Origin of the sequence: Leptolyngbya sp. PL-A3, assembly GCF_039962325.1 — a bacterium.
In the GTDB taxonomy this organism is placed as follows: Bacteria; Cyanobacteriota; Cyanobacteriia; order Elainellales; family Elainellaceae; genus Vacuolonema.
Genome location: NZ_JAMPLB010000056.1, coordinates 1 through 26,941, shown reverse-complemented (window position 1 = coordinate 26,941; position 26,941 = coordinate 1). Strand labels below are relative to the sequence as shown.

General features: G+C 52.7%; 9 protein-coding genes. 5 read left to right on the top strand and 4 right to left on the bottom strand.

Annotation, left to right across the window (positions count from 1 at the left end; translation table 11 throughout):
- Positions 1 to 10: 10 nt before the first annotated feature.
- Positions 11 to 568, bottom strand: coding sequence for an RNA 2'-phosphotransferase (locus NDI52_RS26950; RefSeq protein ID WP_190771269.1), 558 nt, complete (start codon positions 566 to 568; stop codon positions 11 to 13).
- 779 nt (positions 569 to 1,347) lie between these two features.
- Between NDI52_RS26950 and NDI52_RS26945 the strand changes: the two genes are divergently transcribed.
- The 5 genes from NDI52_RS26945 to NDI52_RS26925 all read left to right on the top strand — a co-directional run bounded on the left by NDI52_RS26945 (position 1,348) and on the right by NDI52_RS26925 (position 6,323).
- On the top strand, positions 1,348 to 2,694 hold the full coding sequence (locus NDI52_RS26945; protein ID WP_190771268.1) for an erythromycin esterase family protein: 1,347 nt from the start codon (positions 1,348 to 1,350) through the stop codon (positions 2,692 to 2,694).
- Between the two features lie 176 nt (positions 2,695 to 2,870).
- Positions 2,871 to 3,653, top strand: a complete 783-nt coding sequence (locus NDI52_RS26940; RefSeq protein ID WP_190771267.1) for an SDR family oxidoreductase — start codon at positions 2,871 to 2,873, stop codon at positions 3,651 to 3,653.
- 61 nt (positions 3,654 to 3,714) lie between these two features.
- Positions 3,715 to 4,104, top strand: coding sequence for a DUF2267 domain-containing protein (locus NDI52_RS26935; RefSeq protein ID WP_190771266.1), 390 nt, complete (start codon positions 3,715 to 3,717; stop codon positions 4,102 to 4,104).
- A gap of 66 nt (positions 4,105 to 4,170) precedes the next feature.
- Positions 4,171 to 4,959, top strand: coding sequence for an SDR family oxidoreductase (locus NDI52_RS26930; RefSeq protein WP_190771265.1), 789 nt, complete (start codon positions 4,171 to 4,173; stop codon positions 4,957 to 4,959).
- Between the two features lie 71 nt (positions 4,960 to 5,030).
- Positions 5,031 to 6,323, top strand: coding sequence for an MFS transporter (locus NDI52_RS26925; RefSeq protein ID WP_348256588.1), 1,293 nt, complete (start codon positions 5,031 to 5,033; stop codon positions 6,321 to 6,323).
- A 116-nt stretch (positions 6,324 to 6,439) separates the two neighbouring features.
- Here the strand turns inward: NDI52_RS26925 and NDI52_RS26920 are convergent, their stop codons facing one another.
- The 3 genes from NDI52_RS26920 to NDI52_RS26910 form a co-directional block, all read right to left on the bottom strand.
- Complete coding sequence (locus NDI52_RS26920; protein WP_190771264.1) at positions 6,440 to 6,952, bottom strand: YkgJ family cysteine cluster protein; 513 nt, start codon at positions 6,950 to 6,952, stop codon at positions 6,440 to 6,442.
- Positions 6,953 to 7,126: 174 nt separating this feature from the next.
- Positions 7,127 to 8,191, bottom strand: a complete 1,065-nt coding sequence (locus NDI52_RS26915) for an NADH:flavin oxidoreductase/NADH oxidase (protein ID WP_190771263.1) — start codon at positions 8,189 to 8,191, stop codon at positions 7,127 to 7,129.
- Positions 8,192 to 8,482: 291 nt separating this feature from the next.
- Positions 8,483 to 26,551 carry an Ig-like domain-containing protein gene (locus tag NDI52_RS26910; protein WP_348256587.1) on the bottom strand — a complete coding sequence of 6,023 codons (18,069 nt, stop codon included), beginning with the start codon at positions 26,549 to 26,551 and terminating at the stop codon, positions 8,483 to 8,485.
- Between the last annotated feature and the right edge of the window lie 390 nt (positions 26,552 to 26,941).

The following is a 26,941-nucleotide window of genomic DNA, read 5'->3' as shown; positions in this document are numbered from 1 at the left end:
TCTCACACCCTCAGCTGTCAGTCTTCACGGCTTCCAAATAGGTTGCTGGCACCTCATCCACCAGCCAAACGCCATTTTCAGAGCAGTAGAAAGTAAAACCAGCCCTTTGCATGGCGGCTGTGTCGATCGCCAAAATTGCAGGGCGACCATGACGCATTCCAACTTTACGAGCCGTTTCCACATCCCTGGACAAATGGACATGGTGCCGGGACATCTTGACCAGTCCCGATTGCAAAATAGCAGGCACAGATTGCTCACCCGTCCCGTGATAGAGTACATCGGGCGGTGTTTGTGGCTCCAATTGGAGGTCAACAGCAACGCTATGCCCTTGATTTGCACGAATGCGGGTCTTTGTCGCATCCAGGGAGAATCGCTGCTTATCGCTGTTGGCAACTACATCTTCCAACTCGGCGCGAGTGATGGGAAACTGCTGAGCCGCACAAGCCGACAAGAGTTCGTCAACACCTACCCAACCACCGACATCTAGGGTCAAACCCAGGCGCTCTGGAGTATGCCGCAGGTGTTTACTGAGGTACTTGCTAACTTTAGTGTGCCGGGTCTTATCCATAGTTGTGGCTTCCCTATACTCTGCTAAGTGTTGCGATCGCTCTCCCTGAGCAACCCCATCAGCTATCATTGGCTTGTAATACAATATACTACAACTTTGTGGGAGCGATTCCGCAATTATTAGACCTTTTGCATAAAACAGTTTTTGCAAGTGTGAATTGTTGTGCAGCTTCGCCGCACAACAATTCATGCAGGAGATCTATGAGTCACGAGGTAATGCGCCCGTAAAATTAGATGCTTGAGAAGATAGCAAAGGTATTGAATAAGCGAATGAGCAGTGGAGAGGTATTGCCCTTCACTCGCTTAGATACAAAACAAACTGAGGTTTTTTAGGGTCTAGCTAAAGTATGAAACGTAAACAGGCTCATCGTACAGAAAACCAGAATAATAGGGTGAAAAATTAACGATTTATAAACCCAAGATAATCTCTATCTGAAGGCTCAAGAACTCCATAGGGAGATATGCCTCAAAAGTTGGAGGAAAAGCATAGATGAGACTTTTAGGCTAGTTTCGTAGAGCATGAGGGTAGAGCGATCGCAGCCACATCTTACGCTTTAGTCAGCCATAATTTCTCATTGGATGACTGCTGCACATCACCTTGCAAGAGTATGAGGTTTAAACCATTCTTTTTCAAAATTCGGGTACGTGCGAATTCTGAAAACATGAAGTTTAGACCTGGAGCGATCGCTGTAGCTACCCGCCTTCCGAGGCCAGCACCCCGTGATTCAATCCGTGGTGATTGCCAAAATTCATTGCATATAGATTGCATAGGTAATTAAGATGCCTGACACCACAGTCAAAACCATTGCGCATGCTGTGCGACAGGTAGCCCATCCACTGACAGACGCAGCTTCAGATTACGATCCGCTAATGGATTTGATTGGGGATGCTCGCTTCGTATTGCTTGGTGAAGCGACCCATGGAACCCATGACTTTTATGAACAACGAGCGGAGATTACAAAGCGATTAATTCAGGAAAAAGGCTTTACGGCTGTTGCTGTAGAGGCTGATTTTCCAGACGGTTATCGGGTAAACCGCTTTGTTCGCGGGGTAAGCAGGGATCAATCGGCTGAAGAGGCGTTACGGGGCTTTCAACGATTTCCTGCCTGGATGTGGCGTAACACCGATGTCATCAATTTTGTGAGCTGGTTGCGTCAATACAATGATGCTTTGTCTTCAAACCACCAGAAAGTTGGTTTCTATGGCGTCGATCTCTACAGCATGTATGCCTCTATCGGTGAGGTGCTCAAGTATTTAGAGCAAGTTGATCCGGAGGCCGCTCAGCGGGCACGCGATCGCTATTCCTGCTTTGAACATTTTGAGGAGGACTCTCAGGAGTATGGCTATATTGCCAGCTTTGATGTCGATGCATCGTGCCAGGATGAAACGGTAAATCAACTATTGGAGCTACAACAGCAGACGGCAAAGTATCTCCAGCAGGATGGGGGGGTGGCGATAGATGAGTTCTTCTATGCTGAGCAAAACGCACGGCTGGTGAAGAATGCAGAAGAATACTACCGCTCGATGTTTCAGGGGCGAGTTGATTCGTGGAATGTGCGCGATCGCCATATGGCAGAAACGCTGGAACAATTAATGAATCATTTGGAGCAGCAGGGTACGCAAAGCAAACTGGTGGTTTGGGAACACAACTCTCACCTGGGTGATGCACGCGCTACGGATATGGGCCAGGGGGGAGAGTGGAATGTAGGACAGTTAATGCGTGAACGCTATGGTCAAGCCGTTTTTCTGGTCGGTTTTACTACCTATACCGGAACTGTAACGGCAGCCTCCAACTGGGATGAACCTCCACAACTCAAGAACGTCCGCCCAGCTCTGCCCGATAGCTACGAGGATCTGTTTCACAACACAGAATTACCCCGCTTCCTGCTGGATTTGCGGGCAGACAACCAGGCCGTTGCCGAACTGAGGCAAAAACGTATGGAACGGGCGATCGGAGTAATTTATCGCCCTGAAACTGAACGGCTCAGCCATTACTTCTATGCCTGTTTACCCGATCAGTTTGATGCCGTCATCCACATCGATGACACACGAGCTGTAGAGCCCCTCGATCGCACGGTTCATCAAAATACGAGTGAGTTACCAGAAACATTTCCCTCAACCTTATAAGCCTTCATAGCGTTGCAAACGAAGCGATAAGGTTAGACCAATCTGGAATAGGATGCCGTAGCGAACTCAGCAGGCTACATGGTAATGGCTACTCGCTCCTCAGAGTGGGCACTTATCCCTCCTGGAGGATCGGCCATGATCACAATTCACCTGAATACCTATAACGGAGCTGAATCATGACGGAGAAAAAATTGGCAAATGAAGTGGCGATCGTCACAGGTTCCGACTCCGGAATTGGTCAAGCAACGGCAGTTGCTTTTGCCCGGGAAGGTGCCGATGTAGCGGTAACTTATCTGGAAGACCAGAAGGGAGCCGAGCACACCGTGCAACTGATTGAAGAAGCAGGACAAAAAGCGGCTCTGGTGCATCTAGATCAGGCTCAACCTAAGAGTGTTGAGCAGCTCTTTCAAACGGTTAAGGACAAGTTGGGCATCCCCACTGTCCTGGTCAATAATGCAGCTGTTTCATCGGTAAGCACGCCTGTTAAGGACATGTCTTTCGAGGATTGGGATCACGCGATCAAAACTAACTTGTATGGCCCCTTTCTCTGCTGCCAGCAGTTCATCCGGGCCATAGATGGTTCCGATAAGCGTGGTGTGATTATCAATATCACCAGTGTGCATGAAGAGATTGCGAACCCTGGAACGGCGGATTATTGCGCCGCGAAAGGTGGTCTGCAAAATCTCACTCGTGTCCTGGCTTTAGAACTAGGTGATAAGCGAATCAACGTCAATAACATTGCCCCTGGCATGATTTTGACGCCCATGAATCAACAGTCTATAGATGATCCCAATGCGTGGAAAGAGAAGACCCAGCATATTCCGATGAAACGGGCGGGAGAACCCCAAGAGATTGCTCATGCAGCCGTATTTTTGGCGTCTAAGGATGGGCGATACATCCATGGAACGACATTATTTGTCGATGGTGGCTTAACCCAAAACATGGGCCAAGGGGCTTGAGGATGATACGGAATAACGATTGATTCAATAGCAGAAAAACAGTGAATGGAGACCCAAAACCATGAAGTACGATGAATTTATTAAAGAGGTTCAGGGCCTTGCTCAACTGGATTCACGACAAGCCGCTGAGCAAGCGACCCGTGCCACTTTAGAGACCATTGCTGAGCGCATTGTCGGTAACGAGGCTAGCCAACTTGCGGACCAATTGCCTAAAGAGCTAGGTCAATATCTCCGAGGGCATGAGGGTGAAAACGGCGGATTCTTCTCACTAAAAGAGTTTTATGAGCGCGTCAGCCAGAAAGCCGGGATAGACCCCGTTGCGGCCGCATTACAAGTCAGAGCTATCTTCATGGTGCTCAACGAGGCGGTGACGCCTGGTGAATTTGCAGATGTCAGAGCTAACTTCTCGGACGATTACAGCGAGTTATTCGCAACGCCTGGAAAAGTTTAGTTTCAAAAAACCGTTGAGTTTTCGTGCGCATAACGCACGAAAACTCAAAATTATTAGGAGAAATGTATGGTTGCAGCTCATCCCCAGCAATCTTTGGATCGCGGAAACTTGTTGCGCGATCGCATTGTTTTAATTACAGGTGCAAGCCGTGGAATTGGTGCAGAAACCGCTAAATTAATGGCACAGCACGGTGCGGCTGTTGGCGTTAACTACTACGGTAGTGAAGCAGCAGCGCATGACGTTGTTGACTCGATCACATCCGAAGGCGGGCGAGCAGTGGCGGTTCGAGCAGATGTGCGCGATTCTGAACAAGTTAAGGCCATGGTGCAGCAGGTTGCAGAAACGTTAGGGGCCATTGATACGCTCGTTATCAACGCCAATGCCAATTTTCCTATGGCGTCATTTGTGGATTATCGGTGGGAGGACTTTGAGTCAAAATTGTTGGGAGAACTCAAAGGTGCATTCTTCCCCTGCCAAGCCGTTGTTCCTTCCATGATAGAGCGCGGACGAGGCTGCATTATTGCCGTTAGCAGTGGTTTATCTCGCCATCCGGGTCAGGGTTTTGTCGCCCATAGCACGGCTAAATCTGGGTTGGATGCCTTTATCAAAAGTCTGGCTTTAGAGCTTGGCCCGCATGGTATTCGAGCGAATGTGGTTTCGCCTGGGTTGACTCTGACCGATGCTACTGCTCGATTGCCGCAAGACTATAAAGATGCAGCAGCGCAAACGGTACCCCTGAAGCGTAATGGATTACCGGATGATGTCGCCGGGGCTATTCTGCTGCTAGCGTCCGATGAGGCCAAATTCATCACAGGGGCCTATTTACCTGTGAGTGGCGGTGTGCAAATGATTTAGATGTTCCGTTCAATCTCCTGATAGCGCATCCTATCGATTCAATTAGATTTAGCTTAAAAGGTACGTTAACTTTGAATTCCATTAAATCGACCCTATCATTTCCAGCTTTTCAGTCGAGAAATTATCGGCTGTTTTTTATGGGGCAGGGGCTTTCCCTGGTCGGCACCTGGATTACGATGGTGGCGATGATTTGGCTGGTGTATCACTTGACCCAGTCGCCTGTGTTACTGGGAGTTGTAGGTTTTGCGAGTCAGGTACCAAATTTGGTGCTGGTTCCCTTTGGAGGGGTGTTGAGCGATCGCTGGAACCATCAACGCACGCTCATCGTGACGCAGGCGCTATCGATGCTCCAGTCGTTTGCACTGGCAATCCTCACTTTAACGGGGACCATTCAAATCTGGCATATCATCGCGTTGAGCCTATTTCAAGGCATTGTGAATGCCATCGATGCACCGACTCGCCAGGCCTTTGTACCCGAGATTGTGGAACGCAAGGAAAATTTGCTGAATGCGATCGCCCTCAACTCTTCTATGTTTAATGGGGCCAGGTTAGTTGGCCCTGCCATTGGTGGGTTATTGCTGGCCAGCGTTGGTGCGGGCTATTGCTTTCTGATTGATGGGATAAGCTATTTCGCTGTTCTGCTCGCTCTTATGGCGATGCGTCTGCAACCGAAGACAAAGGCGAATTCTCAGGAATCCTTTACGCTATCGAGTGTTGTGCAGCATTTGAAAGAGGGATTTGCCTACACCTTCGGATATCCTCCGGTTCGCTCTATTTTGACTATGGTTGCGCTCGTTAGTTTCTTGGGGGTAAACTTTGTTGTCATTCTTCCCGTCTTTTCCAATGAAATTTTGCATGGTAATGAAAACACACTGGGATTATTAATGGCGGCATCCGGTGTGGGTTCATTAATTGCAGCAGCTCAACTGAGTTTACGCCGAGAAGTACGGGGTCTAGGGTTGTTTATCGCGATCGCTCCTATCATTTATGGTTTAGGTATGATCTGCTTTGCGGCATCCCGCTCAGTCTGGCTCTCAGCTTTGTTGCTTGCCATTATTGGCTTCGGTTCACTTTTACAATCTGCTTCCAGTAATACTGTTATTCAAACCCTGGTTCCTGATGAAATGCGGGGGCGAGTCATGAGCATCTACATCATGTCGTTCCTGGGTATGATCTCCTTTGGTAATTTATTTCAAGGTGCCCTTGTGAGCTGGATTGGTGCACCTGCTACCGTCGTCATTAACGGAACAATTTGTGTTGTGGTGGCTGTCTTCTATGCCCAACAGTTACCCAGGCTGCGGCGTATGGTATGGAAGACTCATCCGGAATTAGCCCCCGCTGATAATTACACTCGAAGGCTTTAATCTTTTGATTGACATGAAAGGGATACAAAATGCCTCTTCCACACCAATCACAGTGAATCGAAAACGATCGAAAGTTCAGAGGAAAGGGGCGCTTTGTGTCCCTTTCCTCTGAACTTTCAGCCATAATGCACGTCAAAAGGAATGGGTTCACCGCTAATCCGCTTAATGTCGTTGCTGATCGCGTCTGCATTGCCCCAGATGATGAGGTCGTCTGGGCGATCGCTCACTTCACCCTCAATTTGTTTGCAGTACTGATCATGACTACGGGCTACAAAAAAGCCATAGGTTCGGCAGGCGATCGGACGGGAGTCATAAATGCGGCAGGCTCCCTCTGATTCGTTGAGAAATGGACAAACAACGGCTGAGCTAAGGGTACCGTCTGCAATTTGTTCTAAAAGATGCTCAATCCTTTGTTTGACAACCATTTGCTCCGTTGTTGAGAGTAATGCAACGGCTGCATCAACCCGTTCCCACTCGACGGCACTGAGCTCAGGCGGATGGGCAAGGTGACGGCAGCAATGATCGCACCCTCGCTGGCAGGGCCACCAATCGCGTTCTGCCCGGATGGCTTGAACTCTGGACTCAATGCGATCGTCCAGATCGTGTAGTAATTGCCGTCGCTCGTCCATCAAATTGTTATTTGAATTTTGCCCTCGCCATTATAGCGATACTCACATCCTGTACCCAAAACCCATCGATGTTCCAGACGTGCAGTTGGTAGATGTCCCTTGCATTCACTACACGCCTGGAACAGGGTTCAGAATCCTTTTTTACCGTCGCTTCGCAACAGCAGAGAGGATGCACTATCCCCAGGCGCGAGCGTACTGAACGGGAGTAGGAACCGGTTGATGCAATTGTTTTGCAGCTCGTAGGGGCCAGTAGGGATCGCGTAGCAATTCTCGGGCCAGCAACACGATATCAGCCTGTCCTGTCCGAATGATGTGATCGGCTTGAGATGCGGTCGTAATCATGCCAACCGCACCTGTGGCAATGTTGGCATCCCGACGAATGCGATCGGCAAAAGGCGTCTGATAGCCAGCACCCACAGGAATTTTTTCACCCGGCATGATGCCGCCGGAGGAACAGTCGATCAAATCCACGCCGAGGGATTGGAGCTTATGGCTAAGCTCAACGCTCTGCTCAATGTCCCAACCGTTGGGTAACCAGTCGGTAGCAGAAATTCGTACCCATAGGGGCCGTGAGTCGGGCAGAACATTACGCACCGCTTGCACCACCTCACAGAGGAGCCGAATACGATTTTCAAAACTGCCACCATATTCATCGGTTCGCTGATTACTCAGGGGAGATAGAAATTCATGCAGCAGATAGCCGTGGGCGGCGTGAATTTCGATGATGTCAAAGCCTGCGTTAAGAGAACGTTGAGCGGCATCCACAAAGGATTGGGTAAGGGCTTGAATGGCTTCCGTGGTGAGGGCGATCGCATCCAAGCCATCCGGCTGAAACGGAACCGTACCAGGAGCAACTACAGCCCAACCTCCCTCGGCGTCAGAAAGCACGTTTCCGCCTTCCCAGGGTGGGGAGGTGCTGGCTTTGCGACCGGCGTGAGCCAGTTGAATACCCGCGGCTGCGCCATTACGATGAATCAGCTCGACGATCTGCGCCAACTTTTCAATGTGTGCGTCTTGCCAGATCCCCAAGTCTTGAGGGGTGATGCGGCCTTCGGGCGTGACAGCGGCCGCTTCGGTCATCACCAACCCTGCACCACCTGTGGCACGGCTAACCAGATGAACCAGATGCCAATCGTTAGCAAAGCCATTCTCGCTGGAATATTGACACATGGAAGAAACGGCGGTGCGATTGCGAAGGGTAACGCCCCGATGGGTAAACGGTTCGAATAAGTGCGGCATGGTGGTGAAGTCTGGATAGATATAGATAATGGCACTTCTTCAATTAAACGTGTTGCACGCAAAGATGGTTGGCATATTGTTCTGTCTTTAGGTGGGTTAAGGGTTACACACAACCAAAATGCCCATTTTGGTGTGCGTAGCACGTACACCAAAATAGGCACTTCAGCTTATTCCAGACCGAGGTTAGCTCGATCACGAGCGGCTATACCAACTAGAAGTAATCGACAGCTGCGTTCTGCTATGTGATGAGAAGTGGTGCAAAGCACCACCCCTCATCACGGGCTGAGCGGGTTAGACGAAATCCGCGCGGGTAATTTGTCGAGTGTTCAGGTTATCCAGCAGGAGAAGCCGATCGCCTCCTCGGGAAATGAGAACACCACCCTGCTGCTGTCGAATCGTCAGGTCTTCAAAGCGGAAGTTACCCAATACGATGCGATCCAGGCCGTCAGCGAAATCAGTGACCTGATCAAGGCCCTGGTGGGGTTGGAGAACCAGGCGATCGCGCCCTGTTCCAGTAGCAATCACATCCCTGCCGGTGCCGCCAGACAGCAAGTCGTCGCCACTCCCACCATCCAGGCGATCATCACCCGCCTGCCCGTTGAGCGTATCGTTTCCGCTACCGCCCAGTAAGGCGTCTATTCCAGCACCTCCGAGCAGGGTGTCATTACCGGCATCCCCGGAAAGGCGATCGCTACTGCCGTTTCCTTCCAGGCGATCGTTGCCCAAACCACCCAGGAGTGTGTCTCTGCCCAGACCCCCATAAATCGTATCGTTGTCGGCCCCTCCATCCAGGAGGTCATTACCATTATTGCCTCCTACTAAATCCTGGCCTAATCCGCCAAACAGAGTGTCGTTGTCCGCGCAACCATAGAGCGAATCGTCGCCATCCCCACCCAGAAGGCGATCGTTACCAATCTCGCCCCTCAGCAGATCCAGTCCCACACCGCCCCATGCGGTGTCATTGCCCCGACCGGCCTGAAGGCTATCATTGCCACCGTCCCCATTCAGGCTGTCATTTCCCCAGCCGCTATTAACCAGGTCACCCTGGAGGCTGCCAGTCAATGTGAGCGTGCCACCATACTGTGAGAATCCAAATCGCTCAAAGTTCTTCACGCTAAGACCCGGAATGCCTTGCAACTGATCATTGGGTGTATTCAGGGTCAGTTGGAGAGAGGTGGCTCTGGTTCCTTCTGAGAGGAGTAGGCGATCGCTCCCAAGCCCTCCATCCAGCTGATCATTTTGCCGAATCGTCGGTACTGTCGCGATTACCGTATCGGAACCTGCCGCCGGCAAAATGTTGTCAAACACGGGGGTAGTTCGGAGAGTGCGGTCAACAATTTCTCCGATTGCGAATACCAGGAAGGTTTGAGTGATCGTCGCATTGGGATTGTTGCCAGCGGCAAGGGTCACTGTCAGCGGCACACGTGCCTGGGTACGGCCCTGATTCACGACCGCCTCAGTACTCTTTAACTTAAGCTGAAGAACGCCGTTGACCTCAACAATTTCAAAGCGGCTATCGCTGACCGTCAGGTTGTAATTGCGGAATGCCGCAATCACATCGGGGTCTGTAATGGTCAGGTTACCGACAATGGCACCCGGCTGGTTTTGAGCAATGGTGGTGTTACTCAGAGCGATCGCCGTAGGCAGTTCGTCAACGTTCGTGACCGTCAGAGCAACGGCAGTGCTATAGCTCAGGGTGGGGGTGTTGGCATCCTGAGCCGTTAACGTGAGATTGAGTTGCCCGTTGGTAATGGCTTCATAGTTCAGGGATTGGTTGGCCTGGAGCTGAAGCTGCAACACACCCGCGTTATTCACCACTTCAAAGCGGTTGTCGCTGACGGTCACTGTGTTGTTTTGGAAGGCTGCCAGGGTATCAGGATCGGCCACGGTCAGAGTGCCAATAATGGCTCCTGCAACGTTCTCAGCGACGGTGTTACCGCTGAGGGCGATCGCCGTGGGGGCCTCGTTGCGATCGTTAACCGTGATGGTCTGCGTGACCTCAATCGTATTTCCCGCAACATCGGTAGCTCGAATCCGAATGCTGTAGTTGGCTTGAGTTTCAAAGTTTGCTCTGTCGTTGATCCGCAGTTGGTTACCCGTGAGGGTGAAGGCGGCGTTGTCATCAGCACCCAAGCCCGCAACCAGAGTGTAGGTGACGGGATTGCTATCCGTTGCCGAAAGGGTTGCAACCAACGCATTGGGAGCATTATTTTCATCCAAATCAGCCGCGCTTAACTGGGGTGCCGTAGGGGCAATGGTGTCAATGGCAAAGGGTTGAGAGGTGGTCGAGCTAGCGTTTCCAGCGGTATCGCTAGCTGTGACCGTTACGACTCGATTGGCTCCTTCGCCCAGGTTGGCTAAGTCTTGGGCTGAGAGGGTATAGCTCCAGGTCGTACCATTCACGGTGGCAGTACGGGTCTGTCCGCCAATGTTCAGGGTAATCAGAGCCCCAGCCTCCAGGGTGCCGCTAAGGACAACCCCGGCCGCAGCTTCGGCTGCGTTGATCTCGTTGTTGGTGGCGATCGCCCCAATCGTTGGTGCTCCAGGGCGCAGTGTATCAATGGTAAACGCAGCGGAGGATAGGGTTGTGGTATTGCCAACAGCATCCGTTGCGGTCACGGTGACGGTCTTACCACCCCCTTCACCCAAGTTGCTCAAGTCTTGGGCTGTCAGGGTGTAGCTCCAGGTGGTGCCATTCACCGTCGCGCTACGGGTTTGTCCTCCGAGACTCAAGCTAACAGTAGAACCTGCTTCCGTTGTCCCGCTTAGCACAACCCCGGTAGTGGCTTCTGTGGCATCGATGATGTTATTGGTGGCAATGGGGGCGATCGCCACACCCGTGGGCGGCACCGTGTCAATCGTAAAGACAGGGGAGGTGGTGCTAGTGGCATTGCCCGCAATGTCTCGACTGGTAACGGTGACGGTTCTGCCCGGTCCTTGACCCAGGCTGAGGATATCAGCGTTGGATAGGGTATAGCTCCAGGTAGTGCCGTTCATGGTGGCCATACGGGTTTGCCCAGCCACATTGAGGGTGACGCTAGATACTGCCTCCGTGCTGCCCGTCAGGACAACCCCAGCGGTAAATTCGGCCAGGTTGATGATGTTGTCGGTGGCGATCGCTCCAATCGTGGGAACAGATGGGGCGATCGTATCGACGGCAAAGGGGAAGGCCGTGCTCAGCGGTGAGGTATTTCCCAAAAGATCCCGCACACTCGCGGTCAGGCTCTTGCCTCCGCCTTGACCAATCAGGGCTAAGTCTGCAGCAGTTAATGGGTAAGCCCAGTTACCGTTCGCATTGGCCACCGTCGTAGCTAGCGGAGCGCTTCCGAGGAACAGGGTAACGGTCGCATTGGCTACCGCTGTACCGGCCACTACCGCATCTCCAGCAAGGCCGCTGACAATGCTGTCGGTACCTCCAATGCTGCTAATGGTGGGGGCTCCAGGAAGCAGAGTCGCGACTGTAAAGGTGAAGGGAGTACTGGGCGTGGAAAGGTTACCGGCGGCATCCCGGGCGGTGACAGTAAGCGCCTTGTTGTTCCCCTGACCCAGGGTGGTGATGTTCGCCGCAGTCAGAGCATAGCTCCAGTTCCCTGAGGCGTCGGCAACGACAGTACCCAGCAGGGTCGTTCCAAAAAACAGACTCACGGTACTGTTCGCTTCGGCTGTTCCCACGACCTGGCCGTCTCCGGCTGTCGGGCCAACGATGCTATCAGGTCCGCCAATCGCTGTAATGGTGGGAGTGGCGATCGCCGTATCAATGGCAACGGCGCGGGTAGCAGCAGGGCTGGTGTTACCTGCCGCATCCTGGGCAGTGACGCTAATCGTGGTATTGCCATCAGCGGGAATCTGGTTGTTGTTAAATATCAGGCTCCAGGCACCGTTGCCGCCCGTCGTGGTTGTGAGGGTTGTGTTCCCCCAGGTAACGTTCAGGCGGCTATTCGCTTCCGCTGTTCCGCTGACGGTCACGCCAGCGGCCCGCTCAGTAGCATTCACCCGGCCATCCCCTGCCACTGCGTTGATAGTGGGCACGTTGGGAGCTGCAACATCCAGGGTCACGGCTCGGGTTGTAATAGCCCCAACATTTCCAGCCGTGTTGGTGACGCGGGTCTGGATGTTCCAGTTGCCCGTCTTGGCCGCGTTATCTACAAACGTCCAGCTCGTGCCCGTAGCGTTGGCGTTAACCCATGTTGTGCCACCATTCACCGAAACTTGTAGAGTTTCACCGACACCCAGCGCCGCAGACAGGGTACCGGTGTAGGTCCGCCCAGCAGCACCATCACTAGTGATGAAGTCGGTAGCAGAAACCCCTGTATCCCGCGTCATGGACGTGACGGTCGCGGTTTGGGCCAACACTGTATTGGAAAGAATCACCGATCGGGATGTCACCGTTCCGGTATTCCCTGCCGTGTCAATAACACGGGTTTGGATGTTCCAGTTGCCGTTCTTAGCGATGGTGTCGTTAAACGTCCAGGTGGTTCCCGTAACCGTTGCACTGCTCCAGGTCGTGCCTCCATCCACCGAGATTTGCAACGTTTCCCCATTTCCCAGGGCTGCAGAGAGGGTGCCGGTGTATGTCCGTCCAGCGGCTCCATCTGTAGTGATGAAGTCGGTGGCAGAAACGCCCGTATCTCGGGTCATGGAGGTGACGACAGCGGTTTGGGTAGGAGCCACCGTGTCGAGGATCACCGTCCGGGAGTTTACCGTTCCGGTGTTCCCCGCGGTATCGATAACACGAGTTTGAATGCTCCAGTTGCTGTTTTTAGCAAGGGTGTCATTGAACGTCCAGGCAGTTCCGTTAACCGTTGCACTGCTCCAGGTAATGCCACCATTCACGGAGACTTGTAAGGTTTCATCTGCACCTAAGGCAGCGGAGAGGGTACCCGTGTAGGTGCGCCCAGCGGCACCATCCTCGGTAATGAAGTCGGTAGCAGAAGCCCCGGTATCTCGGGTCATGCTGGTAACCGTCGCCGTCTGCGTAGGAGCGGCCGTGTCGAGGGTGACCAACTGGGATGTCACAGTACCGCTGTTGCCAGTAGCATCGACAATGCGGGTTTGGATGCTCCAGTCGCCACTCTTGGCTGTGGTGTCATCAAACGTCCAGGTAGTGCCGTTAACGGTGGCACTGGACCAGGTCACACCATCATCGACAGAAATTTCCAGGGTTTGATCTGCACCCAAGGTTGCCAGGAGGCTGCCTGTATAAGTCCGTCCAGCAGTGCCATCACTGGTGATGAAGTCCGTGGTAGAAACCCCCGTATCCTTCGTCATTGATGTAATGGTCGCGGTTTGGGGCAGGGGCGCGTTGTTGAGAATGACGGGTTGGGAGATAACCGTTCCGATGTTACCGGCGGTATCTACAATGCGGGTTTGGATGCTCCAGCTGCCGCTTTTAGCGATGGTGTCGTTAAACGTCCAGGTGGTTCCGCTAACCGTTGCACTGCTCCAGGTCACGCCACCATTCACAGAAACTTGTAACGTCTCATTGGCATCCAGAGCCGCCGAGAGGGTGCCGGTATAAATGCGCCCAGCCGTACCATCCTCGGTAATGAAGTCGGTTGCCGAGTCGCCCGTATCCTTGGTCATGGAGGTGACGACAGCGGTTTGGGTCGGTGCGACCATGTCGAGAATGACAGGTTGTGAGGCGATCGCCCCAACATTTCCAGCAACATCAACAACCCGGGTTTCGATAGACCAGTTGTCGTTCTTCGCCGTGCTGTCGTTGAACGTCCAGTTGGTTCCGTTGACCGCTACATTCACCCAGGTAGCGCCGCCATCTACGGAGATTTGCAACGTTTCTCCAGTCCCCAGAGCTGCAGAGAGAGTACCGGTGTAGGTGCGTCCAGCGGCACCATCATTCGTAATGAAGTCGTTGGCGAATACCCCTGTGTCCCGCGTCATTGAAATGACCGTGGCTGTTTGCGTCGGTAATCCGTTGTCCAGAATGACAGCTTGAGATGTTACCGTTCCGGTGTTCCCGGCATCATCAATCACACGAGTTTGGATGTTCCAATTCCCGCTCTTGGCAATGGTGTCATCGAAGGTCCAGGTTGTTCCTGTAACCGCCGCATTTGCCCAGGTAGCACCGCCATCCACTGAAACTTGCAGCGACTCATTTACACCCAATGCCGCAGAGAGAGTACCGGTGTAGATGCGTCCAGCGGTGCCATCACTAGTGATGAAGTCAGTGGCAGAAACCCCCGTATCCCGCGTCATGGATGTCACGGTAGCGGTCTGCGACACTACCGCATTGGTAAGGATGACGGGTTGGGATGTTACCGTTCCAGTGTTTCCCGCCGTGTCAACAACACGGGTTTGAATATTCCAGTTGCCGTTCTTAGCGATAGTGTCGTCGAACGTCCAGGTTGTTCCTGTAACCGTTGCACTGCTCCAGCTAGCACCGCCATCCAGCGAAACTTGCAATGTTTCCCCATTCCCCAAGGCAGCCGAGAGAGTGCCGGTGTAGGTGCGCCCAGCCGTACCGTCTGTGGTGATGAAGTCGGTTGCTGAGTCGCCCGTATCCTTGGTCATGGAGGTGACGACAGCGGTTTGGGTCGGCGCCAATGTGTCGAGGATGACGGGCTGCGATGTTACCGTTCCCGTGTTTCCAGCGGTATCAACGACACGAGTTTGAATGCTCCAGTTGCCGTTCTTAGCGATGGTGTCGTTAAACGTCCAGTTGGTTCCGTTAACCGTCGCATTCGTCCAGGTCGTACCGCCATCTACAGAGATTTGCAACGTTTCTCCAGTTCCCAAAGCCCCCGAGAGAACACCCGTGTAGGTACGTCCAGCCGCACCATCCGTTGTGAGAAAGTCCGTAGCAGAGGCTCCCGTATCCCGGGTCATGCGGATGACCGTAGCCGTCTGGGTCGGAGCCGTGGTATCGAGGACAAAACTCAGGGCTGGAGAGATAGAGATGTTACCAGCCTCATCGGTTTGGCGCACAACTACCGACTTTGCCCCATCATCGGTCAGAGTGAAGCTCGTACCCGTAAAAGTAATCCAGGTCTGCCCATTGTCGGTGCTGTACTCCCGGATGGAACCCGCCTGCAGCCCCGATACATTCACTAAACCCGAGTTCGTGATGCCGTCGTTGCTGGAGTTACCAGAATCCAGGCCCAAGCTTAAGCTTGCAGTCGTTGGGATTAGCGTTTCAATCGCAAAGGTTTGAGACAATTGAGTGCTGATATTGCCAGCGGCATCTGTAGCCGTTGCCGTAACAGTTCTTGTCCCCTGACCCAGGCCACTGATCTCCGTGTTGGTGAGGGTATAGCTCCAGCTTCCGTTGGCAGCCGTTACGGTCCGAATAAACCCACCAATATTGAGGTTGACCGTAGCACCAGATTCAGCAGAGCCGGTGAGAACAACGCCGTTGGTGGATTCGAGCACACTGATAACGTTGTCTCCCGCGATCGCCCCAATGGTTGGAGTATCGGGCGCGATCGTGTCCAGGGTAAAGGTGAAGCTTGTGGCCGCAGAGGTATTGCCCAGCAGATCAATCTGCCGCACCTGAATCGTGTTGTTGCCCTCAACCGGGGTAAAAGTAGTGCTCCAGGTTGTTCCCCCGTCAGTGCTGTACTGGATCGTTGATCCTGTCTCCGCGCTGATGTTCAGAGCACCATTGTTGGTGATTCTGTCGGTATTGGAGCCACCCGTATCGTTCGTTAGCGCAACACCCGGAGCCAGTGCCCCAGTATCGAGGGTGAAGCTAAAGCTGGTTGCTGCGGAAGTGTTGCCAGCCACATCAACCTGCCGCACCTGAACGGTATTGTTACCTTCGACTGGGGTGAAGGAGTTTGTCCAGGTTGTCCCCCCGTTGGTGCTGTACTGGATTGTGGCTCCATCTTCCGCCGTAATGGATAGGGCACCGTCGCTGGTCACTCTATCGGTATTCGAGCTACCGGTGTCATTGAGTAAGGCAACACTTGGAGCTGTGGCGATCGTATCCAGGCTAAAGGTGAAGCTCGTTGCCGCAGAGATATTGCCAGATGTATCAATCTGCCGTACTAGAACGGTGTTACTGCCTTCTACAGGGGCAGGGGTAAAAGAGGTCAGCCAGGTTGCACCTCCATTGGTGCTGTACTGGATGGTCGCTCCGGTTTCCGCCGTAACGGATAGTGCCCCATTGCGAGTAATTCGGTCGGTGTTGGAGCTACCTGTATCATTCGCCAGCGCCACCCCTGGAGCGACAACCCCTGTATCCAGGGTGAAGCTGAAGCTGGTGGCAGTAGAGGTATTGCCAGCCACATCAATCTGACGGACCTGAACAGCGTTGTTGTCTTCAATCGGGGTGAAGGAAGCTGCCCAAGTCGTACCACCGTCAATACTGTATTGGATTGCAGCTCCCGTTTCCGCCGTGATGGAGAGTGCCCCATTGTCAGTGATCCGGTCCGTATTGGATGTACCCGTGTCGCTGGTTAAAGCAACACCCGGAGCCGCAACCGTGGTATCCAGAGTAAACGCAAAGCTCGTGGCAACGGAGGCATTTCCAGCCTCATCCAGTTGACGCACCAGAACGGTGTTGTTACCTTCCACGGGGGTAAAGGACGTCGTCCAGGTTTGCCCCCCGTTGGTGCTGTACTCGATTGTGGCACCATTTCCAGCCGTAATAGACAGCGCCCCATCTCGGGTAATTCTGTCCGTATTGGAACTCCCAGTATCGTTGGTGAGCGCAACACCCGGAGATGTTACATCCGTATTGAGCGTAAAGGTAAAGCTGGTAGCCGAGGAGATATTGCCAGCCACATCAATCTGGCGCACCTGAATGGTGTTGTTACCTTCGACCGGTGTGAAGGTGGTGAGCCAGGTGGTGCCTCCATTGGTGCTGTACTGGACCGTGGCCCCATTTTCTGCCCCAATAGTCAGGGTGCCATCGCTCGTGATTCGGTCGGTGTTGGATGTGCCCGTGTCATTAGCCAAAGCAACACCCGGAGCAACAACTGTGGTATCGAGGGTGAAATTAAAGCTCGTAGCCGCAGAAGTATTCCCAGAACCATCAATCTGCCGCACCAGAACCGTGTTATTTCCTTCCACCGGAGTGAAGGTATTTGTCCAGGTCGTACCGCCGTTGATGCTGTATTGGACAGTCGCTTCCGGCTCCGTCGTAATGCTCAACGCACCAGTGTTTGTAATTCTGTCGGTATTGGAGCTGCCAGTATCACTGGTTAAAGCAACACCGGGTGCAACCACGCCTGAATCCAGGGTGAAAGCAAAGCTTGTAGCCGCAGAGGTATTGCCTGCGACATCAATTTGACGTACCAGAACGGTGTTGTTGCCTTCGACCGGAGTGAAGGAAGTCGTCCAGGTTGTTCCCCCGTTCGTGCTGTACTGGATGGTCGATCCAGTTTCGGCTGTGATGGAGAGTGCGCCATCGCTGGTGACTCTATCGTTATTGGATAGTCCCGTGTCATTAGTCAGCGCAACACCCGGAGCGATTGCGATCGTATCAAGGGTAAAGTTCAAGCTAGCAGCAGGAGAGATGTTGCCAGATTCATCAATCTGCCGCACCTGAACCGTGTTGCTTCCTTCAACAGGAGTGAAAGAATTTGTCCAGGTCGTGCCGCCGTTGATGCTGTATTGAACAGCCGCTCCCGGCTCCGCCGTAATAGTCAGCGCGCCATTGTTCGTGATTCGGTCGGTATTAGAACTTCCAGTGTCATTGCTCAAAGCAACACCCGGAGCCACTACTCCTGTATCCAGGGTGAATGTGAAGGTGGTAGCCGCAGAGGTGTTACCCGCGACATCAATCTGCCGCACCTGAACGGTGTTACTGCCTTCTACTGGTGTGAAGGCATTGCTCCAGGTAGAGCCACCATTGGTGCTGTATTGAATCGTGGCACCATTTTCAGCGGCGATCGCCAACGCACCATCACCCGTCACTCGGTCGGTATTAGAGGGGCCGGTGTCATTGGTCAGCGCAACCCCAGGAGCAGCCACCGTTGTATCAAGGGTAAAGGTGAAGCTCGTAGCCGTAGAAGTATTACCAGATGTATCGGTCTGCCGTACCAGAACGGTATTACTGCCTTCCACGGGTGTAAAGGTGTTTGTCCAGGTCGTCCCCCCATTCGTGCTGTACTCGACGGTGGCACCTGTCTCTGTCGTAATGGACAGTGCACCATTGCTCGTGATTCTGTCGGTATTGGAGCTACCGGTATCACTATTCAAATCAATACCCGGAGCCACAACACCCGTATCCAGCGTAAAGGTAAAGCTATTGGTGGCAGAGGTATTACCCGCAATATCAACCTGCCGCACTAGAACGGTATTGTTGCCTTCAATTGGGGTAAAGGAGTTTGTCCAGGTCGTCCCCCCGTTGGTGCTGTACTGGATGGTCGCTCCTGGTTCAGCAGCAATAGTCAGGGTGCCATCGCTGGTCACTCTGTCAGCATTGGATGGGCCAGTGTCGTTCGCCAGTGCAACACCCGGAGCGGCTGCAACCGTATCCAGAGTAAAGCTAAAGGTCGTTGGAGCAGAAATATTACCCGTTGCATCAATCTGGCGCACTTGAACCGTGTTGTTACCTTCGACCGGCGTAAAGGAGTTTGTCCAGGTTGTGCCCCCGTTGGTGCTGTACTGGATCGTCGCACCGGTTTCTGCACTGATAGCCAGGGCACCGCTGTTCGTAATTCTGTCAGTATTGGAACTACCCGTGTCGCTAACTAAAGCAACACCCGGAGCCACAGCACCCGTATCCAGCGTGAAGGTAAAGGTCGTGGCCGTGGACGTATTACCCGCCACATCAATCTGGCGCACTTGAACCGTGTTGTTGCCCTCAACGGGGGTGAAATTCGTTGTCCAGTTTGTGCCACCATCGATGCTGTACTGAATTGTGGCCCCACTCTCTGCCGTAATAGCAAGTGCAGCGTCACTAGTCACCCTATCGGTATTGGATGTGCCTGTGTCATTGGCCAACGCAATTCCCGGAGCGGCAACTATTGTATCGAGGACGAAGGTGAAGCTAGCAGCAGGAGAAATGTTGCCAGCTACATCAATTTGGCGCACCTGAATGGTGTTAGTGCCTTCACCTGGAGCAAAGGAGGTACCCCAGGTGCTTCCGCCATCGGTGCTGTATTGAATTGTGGCGCCATTTTCTGCCGTGATGCTTAATGCACCATTGTTGGTGATGCGATCGCTGCTAGAGATACCAGTATCACTAGCCAACGCAACCACTGGAGCGACAACACCGGCATCCAGGGTGAAATTGAAGGTAGTAGCTGTGGAGACGTTACCCGCGACATCAACCTGTCGCACCTGAACCGTGTTGTTGCCTTCAACCGGAGTAAAGGAAGTGGTCCAATTATTTCCACCATCGGTGCTGTATTGAATCGTTGCGCCATTTTCCGCGGTGATGCTTAGCGCACCATTGCTGGTGATTCTGTCAGTGTTTGAAGGACCTGTGTCATCGCTAAGAGCAACACCTGGAGCAACAACGGCTGTATCAAGGGTGAAGTTAAAGGTGGTAGCTGTGGAGACGTTACCCGCGACATCAACCTGTCGCACCTGAACTGTATTGCTACCTTCAACAGGAGTAAAGGAAGGTGTCCAGGTCGTACCACCATCGGTACTGTATTGAATTGTGGCACCATCCTCCGCTGTAACAGAGAGGGCCCCATTATTAGTAATTCGGTCAGTGGTGGAACTGCCAGTATCACTGGTTAAAGCAACGCCCGGAGCAACGACACCTGTATCTAAAGTGAAGGTGAAACTAGTGGCAGTAGAAGTGTTACCGGCTACGTCAACCTGCCGTACCTGAACGGTATTGTTGCCCTCAACCGGAGTGAAGGAGGTGGCCCAGTTGTTTCCACCATCGGTGCTGTATTGAATCGTAGCGCCATTTTCTGCTGTAATATTCAGCGCACCATTGCTAGTAACTCTGTCGGTATTTGACGGACCTGTATCATTGCTAAGAGCGACACCCGGAGCCGCAACAGTTGTGTCGAGGGTGAAGTTAAAGGTGGTAGCAGGAGAAGTGTTACCGGCGACATCAATCTGTCGCACCTGAACTGTGTTGCTGCCTTCAACCGGAGTGAAGGAGGGTGTCCAATTATTTCCACCATCGGTGCTGTATTGAACAGTAGCACCGGTCTCCGGTGTAACAGAGAGGGCACCATTATTGGTGATTCGGTCGGTGGTGGAGCTGCCAGTATCACTGGTTAAAGCAACACTGGGAGCAACAACACCTGTATCCAAGGTAAAGGTGAAACTAGTGGAAGCAGAAGTATTACCCGCGACATCAACTTGTCGCACTTGGACTATGTTGCTGCCTTCAACTGCTGTGAAGGTAGGTGTCCAGGTCGTGCCACCGTCGGTGCTGTATTGAATCGTGGTGCCATTTTCCGCTGTAACAGAGAGGGCACCATTACTGGTGGCTCTGTCGGTATTTGACGGGCCTGTGTCATTGCTAAGAGCAACACCTGGAGCCGCAACAGTTGTATCAAGGGTGAAGGTAAAGGTGGTAGCAGGAGAAGTGTTACCGGCGACATCAATCTGGCGCACCTGAACTGTGTTGCTACCTTCAACAGGAGTAAAGGTAGGTGTCCAGGTCGTACCACCATCGGTACTGTATTGAATTGTGGCACCATCCTCTGCTGTAACAGAGAGGGCACCATTGTTGGTAATTCGGTCAGTGTTGGAGCTGCCAGTGTCATTGCTCAAAGCAACACCCGGAGCAACCACACCTGTATCTAAGGTGAAGGTGAAACTAGTGGCAGGAGAAGTGTTACCGGCTACGTCAACCTGCCGTACCTGAACGGTATTGTTGCCCTCAACCGGAGTGAAGGAGGTGGCCCAGTTGTTTCCACCATCGGTGCTGTATTGAATCGTGGCGCCATTTTCTGCTGTAATATTCAGCGCACCATTGCTAGTAACTCTGTCTGTATTTGACGGACCTGTATCATTGCTAAGAGCGACACCCGGAGCCACAACCGTTGTGTCGAGGGTGAAGGTAAGAGTGGTAGCAGGAGAAGTGTTACCGGCGACATCAATCTGACGCACCTGAACTGTGTTGTTCCCTTCAACTGCTGTGAAGGTAGGTGACCAAGTTGTGCCACCATCGGTACTGTATTGAATTGTGGCACCATCTTCCGCTGTAATAGAGAGGGCACCATTGTTGGTAATTCGGTCGGTGTTAGAACTGCCAGTATCATTGCTCAAAGCAACACCTGGAGCAACCACACCTGTATCTAGAGTGAAGGTAAAGCTAGTGGCAGCAGAGGTATTCCCAGCTATGTCAATCTGGCGTACTTGGACTGTGTTGCTGCCTTCAACTGGAGTGAAGGTATTGCTCCAACCGTTTCCACCATCGGTGCTGTATGGAATTGTGGCACCATTTTCTGCTGTGATACTCAGCGCACCATTGCTAGTGACTCTGTCAGTGTTTGACGGGCCTGTGTCATTGCTAAGAGCAACACCCGGAGCCACAACTGTTGTGTCGAGGGTAAAGGTAAAGGTAGTAGCCGGGGAGGTGTTACCGGCCCCATCAATCTGACGCACCTGAACGGTGTTGTTACCTTCAACTGGGATGAAGGTATTGCTCCAGGTGTTGCCCCCATTAGTGCTGTATTGAATTGTGGCGCCGTTTTCTGCCACAACGGTTAGTGCATCGTTGTTCGTAATTCGGTCCGTATTGGAGTTTCCGGTATCGCTAGTTAGGGCAACGCTAGGAGCGATCGCCCCTGTATCCAACACAAAGGTGAAGGTCGTGGCCGCAGAAGTATTGCCAGCAACATCAATTTGGCGCACCTGAACCGTATTGTTACCTTCAACGGCAATGAAGGAGTTTGTCCAGGTCGTGCCTCCGTTGGTGCTGTACTGGATCGTGGCTCCTGGCTCTGCCGTGATGGACAGCGCACCATTGCTGGTGATTCGGTCAGTGCTGGAGCTTCCAGTATCCGTGGTGAGTGCAACACTGGGAGCAATAACGCCTGTATCCAACACAAACGTGAAGGTTGTGGCCGCCGAAGTGTTGCCAGCCACATCAATCTGCCGCACCTGAACCGTGTTGTTGCCCTCCACGGGGGTGAAGGAGGTCGTCCAGTTGGTGCCACCGTCTATGCTGTATTGAACCGTTGCACCGTTTTCCGCTGCGATAGTTAATGCACCATTGTTGGTGATGCGATCGCTGTCGGAACTGCCAGTGTCGTTAGCAAGGGCAACGCCTGGGGCCAAGACGCCCGTATCCAGGGTGAAGGTGTAAGTCGTAGCTGCGGAGGTGTTGCCAGCGACATCAACCTGCCGTACTTGAACTGTGTTACTTCCTTCAATCGGGGTGAAGGAGGGTGTCCAGGTATTGCCACCATCAATGCTGTACTGAATCGTGGCTCCAGTTTCCGCTGTAACCGAGAGGGCACCGTTGCTGGTGACTCTGTCAGTACTGGAGCTTCCCGTATCATTGGTGAGTGCGACCCCCGGAGCGGCCGCAATGGTGTCTAATGTAAAGGTGAAAGTGGTGGCAGGAGACGTATTGCCCGCCCCGTCAACTTGGCGTACCTGGACGGTGTTGCTCCCCTCGGCTGGGGTGAAGGATGTGATCCAGGTATTGCCACCATCTGTGCTGTATTCAACGGTGGCTCCAGTTTCTGTAGCAACGGATAGGGCCCCATTGTTGGTGATTCGGTCGGTACTGGAGCTTCCCGTGTCATTAGCCAGGGCAACACCGGGAGCCAGCGCACCGGTATCCAGTGTAAAGGTGAAGGTGGTGGCAGACGAGGTGTTACCCGCAGCATCAATCTGGCGCACCTGAACGGTATTGTTACCTTCTACGGCGTTAAAGGAGTTGCTCCAGTTGCTGCCTCCGTCTGCGCTGTACTGAATCGTCGCACCATTCTCAGCGCTGACAGTTAACGCTCCGTTGCTGGTAACGCGGTCAGTGTTGGAGCTGCCAGTGTCGCTGGTGAGCGCAACACCTGGAGCTGCAGCAGTGGTATCGAGGGTGAAGTTGAACGTGGTAGCCGGGGAGGTATTACCCGCCACATCAATTTGGCGCACCTGGACGGTGTTGTTGCCCTCAACGGGAGTAAAGGTGGTTGCCCAGGTAGAGCTACCGTTCGTGCTGTATTGAATGGTGGCCCCATTTTCTGCCGTAATCGAGAGGGCCCCATTACTGGTGACTCTATCTGTATTAGAGTTGCCAGTGTCGCTGCTAAGTGCAACCCCAGGAGCTACGGGTGCAAGGGTATCGATTGTAAAGGGCTGTGAAGTAATAGACGTAGTATTTCCAGCTACATCTGTTGCCGTCACAACAACCGTTCTGCCTGGGCCCTGAAGGCTGGCTAGAAGGGTACTATCGCTACCAGTAACGGCGTAGCTCCAGGTGTTACCCGTTACTGTGGCAGTGCGATTAATTCCTAAGAAATTGAGGGTTACGGTAGACCCTGCTTCAGTCGTACCGGTGAGGACAAATCCAGCATTTGCTTCCGCTGCATTAACGATGTTATCGCCAGCAATCACATTGATTGTTGGGTTGACAGGTGCCGTGGTATCCAGGGTGAAGGCAAAGGTGCTAGTCGGAGAAGTATTACCTGCGGTATCAATTTGCCGTACCAAGACCGTGTTGCTACCTTCCACGGGTGTGAAGGTATTCGTCCAAGTGGTGCCCCCGTTGGTGCTGTATTGAACGGTAGCGCCACTCTCAGCGCTGATGCTGAGGGCACCGTTGCGGGTAATGCGATCGCTACTAGAAGTACCCGTATCGCTGGTCAATGCAACACCGGGTGCTGCGGCACCTGTATCCAACGTGAACGTGAAGGGGGTAGCCGCAGAGATGTTACCTGCGGTATCAATTTGCCGTACCTGAACCGTGTTGCTGCCTTCCACAGGCGTGAAGGAATTGGTCCAAGCAGTGCCACCGTTAGTGCTGTATTGAATCGTGGCCCCACTCTCGGTACTGATCGTCAGCACGCCATTGCTGGTGATTCTGTCGCTGTTGGAGGTACCCGTGTCGTTGGCTAAAGCCACACCCGGAGCAACGGCACCTGTATCCAGGGTGAAGGTAAAGGTGGTAGCTGCAGAGGTATTGCCTGCTACATCAATCTGACGCACCTGGATGGTGTTGCTGCCTTCCACTGGTGTAAAGGAATTACTCCAGCTCGTACCTCCGTTGGTGCTGTACTGAATTGTGGCTCCTGTCTCGGCACTGATCGTCAGCGCACCATTGCTGGTAACTCTGTCTGTGTTGGAACTGCCAGTGTCGCTGGTGAGCGCAACGCCTGGAGCAACGGCACCTGTATCCAGCGTGAAGGTAAAAGTGGCGGCTGCAGAGGTATTGCCTGCTACGTCAACTTGGCGCACCTGGACAGTGTTACTCCCTTCCACTGGTGTAAAAGAATTGGTCCAGGTTGTTCCCCCGTTAGTGCTGTACTGAGTCGTGGCACCATTTTCCGCTGTGATGGCAAGGGCACCATTGCTGGTGACTCGGTCAGTATTCGAGCTACCTGTATCGTTGTTTAAAGCAACACCCGGAGCCAGTGCAGTCGTATCAAGCGTGAAATTGAAGGCGTTGGAGGTGGAAGTGTTTCCTGCAGCATCAGTTTGACGAACGAGGACAGCCTTTGTTCCATCACCGGTGAGGGTGAAGCTGGTGCCCGTAAAGGTCGTCCAGTTTTGCCCATTGTCCGTGCTGTACTGGCGCGTGGAACCGTTCTCCAGCCCTGCAACGCTGATCACCCCGGAGCTGGTGATGTTATCACCAGCGGTACCGGAATCGGTAGTCAGGCTTAATGTGGGGACTAGGGGAGCTAATGTGTCGCCAGTGATGGGGAGGGTATTACTGACTGTGTTACTGTTGGCAGCGGTATCTGTGAAACGTCCTGATGCGACTGAGATCGAGCCGCTGAGGCTATTTGTGTTGGCGGTGGGGGTGAAGGTAGCGGTATAAACCAGAGGATTCGCAGTGGCGGTTAACCCCGTGATGGTTCCCCCTGAAACAGCAATGTCGGTCGCATCAAAACCAACCGGCGCTTCTGAAAAGGTAAAGGTAACCGTTGCTGTCTCGCCTGCCCTGAACGTTGTTCTATTGCTAGCGATAGTAACCGTGGGAGCGGTTGTGTCGAGGGTATAAGACCGCGTTGCACCACTCGTTGTATTGCCAGCACTATTGATTACACGGGTCTGTAGGGTGTTGGTTCCAGATACAAGCGTAACGTTACTGGCTGTCCATGTTTGCCCGCTAGTTGTTGCTGTTATCCAAGTGACGCCACCATTAGCAGAGACTTGAATAGATTCACCCGCAGCAAGAGAGCCTGTGAAGGTACCTTGAACATTCTGGGTAGCAGCATTTGTAATAAAGTCACCTGTGGTGCCCGTATCACTGCTAAGAGAGGTAATAGCATTAATTGCGGCAGTGCTTGGAGCAACGGTATTAACTGAAAAGCTGGGAAGCGTACTAATACTGTTGGCATTGCCGTTGTCAGCAGGCCCTCTATTTCCTTGACCATTAGCAGCAGGAACAACATCAAAAACGGTCTCATTCGGTAAACTTTGCGTAGCACCGTTGGTATAGTTTGGGGAAGCTAAACTTCCATTTCCCCCATAAGTTCCTTGCCAAAAGCGAAAGTTCAGGCCACCTTCGTAAGAACCTATAGCTTGCTTGAGGTTTAAGCTTGTAGTGAAAGAAGTTGCAGTATTGGAAAGATTATTAACAATCATCCAATACAGTAGTGTTCCACTAGTTGTGTAGATGCCGACTAAAACATCTTCTTGAGGATCTTGCCCATTACCAGTATTCAGACTGAGGTTGCCAGAAATGGTAACGCTCTGTGCCTCAGTTGCGTTGAAGATGTTATCAGGACCAGCGCCAGAGATGCTTACATTACTGAACGCTAAAGTATGTTGATAAGCGGCTATGGCTCCCAGATCAAGAAATGACTTAGCAGGCTTTTCCTCGATATTCCAGCTTCCACCTTGAGCCGCAGAACCGACCTTTCCGATCGCCCCAAATACCCTAGCGCCAGTCAACTGCTCCAGTTCTGAGATGAAGCGCTCATCCTGGGCAACGTTGCAGCTATAGAGGCTGATGGTTTCGAGACTCCATTCCTGAAGTAGAGCCGATCGCCGCTTTAACTGATCTAGTGCGATCGCCTCGCCTCCCAAATGTACGACACCGGGTTCTCCGTGAGCCACCAGTGCCAGATGCTTTGCTCCAGTTTCCGAGAGTAATCGGGTGATTTGAAGGAGTGCATCTTCTTCTGGCCCGACAACGTACGTTGCAACCCCTTTCCTGATCGCTTCGAGCAAAATTGGTAAGTCAGCAATCCGAGCATCAATAACGGCTAATTGCTCAGAAGTTTGGTACTCAGATCGACTGGTGGAAGCCCCAAAGAAAGTGGTCAGAGCTTGATTGGAAGTAGAAATGAGTTTTATAGACATAGAAAGGGGGATTTCGGGAACGATAGTGGTTTAGGACTTCAGGAAGTTTCTGCTGCAAACCAAACCTTCTTTCGGAGGTTTGGCATGGAAAAATTGCCGTATCGCCAAAAGCAAGATACGAGCATCAGCGCTCTAAGGAGGAGCTCAATGAGTGGAATGAGGTAGGATGCCTACCCAATCAAATGGTTAAGCCGTTGCTTGGGCCAACAAAGCTTTGTACGATGAGGGCTTCAGGAAACTGTATAAACAGCTTTTGAAACAGGAGTAACTGTTCGGGTAGGGCAAACGCATACCTTTCTTTACAATTTGCGAGAGGGGGTAGGAATTTGAGCCAGAATCTTGGTGAGATAATGCCCATCCCACCCTGCCTTAAGTCGCTTAGCCTTTGTG

Excerpts from the sequence above, each read along its gene's own strand:
- NDI52_RS26935 (WP_190771266.1), top strand. The coding sequence starts at position 3,715 with ATGAAGTACGATGAATTTATTAAAGAGGTTCAGGGCCTTGCTCAACTG.
- NDI52_RS26915 (WP_190771263.1), bottom strand. The coding sequence starts at position 8,191 with ATGCCGCACTTATTCGAACCGTTTACCCATCGGGGCGTTACCCTTCGC.
- NDI52_RS26910 (WP_348256587.1), bottom strand. The coding sequence starts at position 26,551 with ATGTCTATAAAACTCATTTCTACTTCCAATCAAGCTCTGACCACTTTC.
- NDI52_RS26950 (WP_190771269.1), bottom strand. The coding sequence starts at position 568 with ATGGATAAGACCCGGCACACTAAAGTTAGCAAGTACCTCAGTAAACAC.
- NDI52_RS26940 (WP_190771267.1), top strand. The coding sequence starts at position 2,871 with ATGACGGAGAAAAAATTGGCAAATGAAGTGGCGATCGTCACAGGTTCC.
- NDI52_RS26920 (WP_190771264.1), bottom strand. The coding sequence starts at position 6,952 with ATGGACGAGCGACGGCAATTACTACACGATCTGGACGATCGCATTGAG.
- NDI52_RS26945 (WP_190771268.1), top strand. The coding sequence starts at position 1,348 with ATGCCTGACACCACAGTCAAAACCATTGCGCATGCTGTGCGACAGGTA.
- NDI52_RS26930 (WP_190771265.1), top strand. The coding sequence starts at position 4,171 with ATGGTTGCAGCTCATCCCCAGCAATCTTTGGATCGCGGAAACTTGTTG.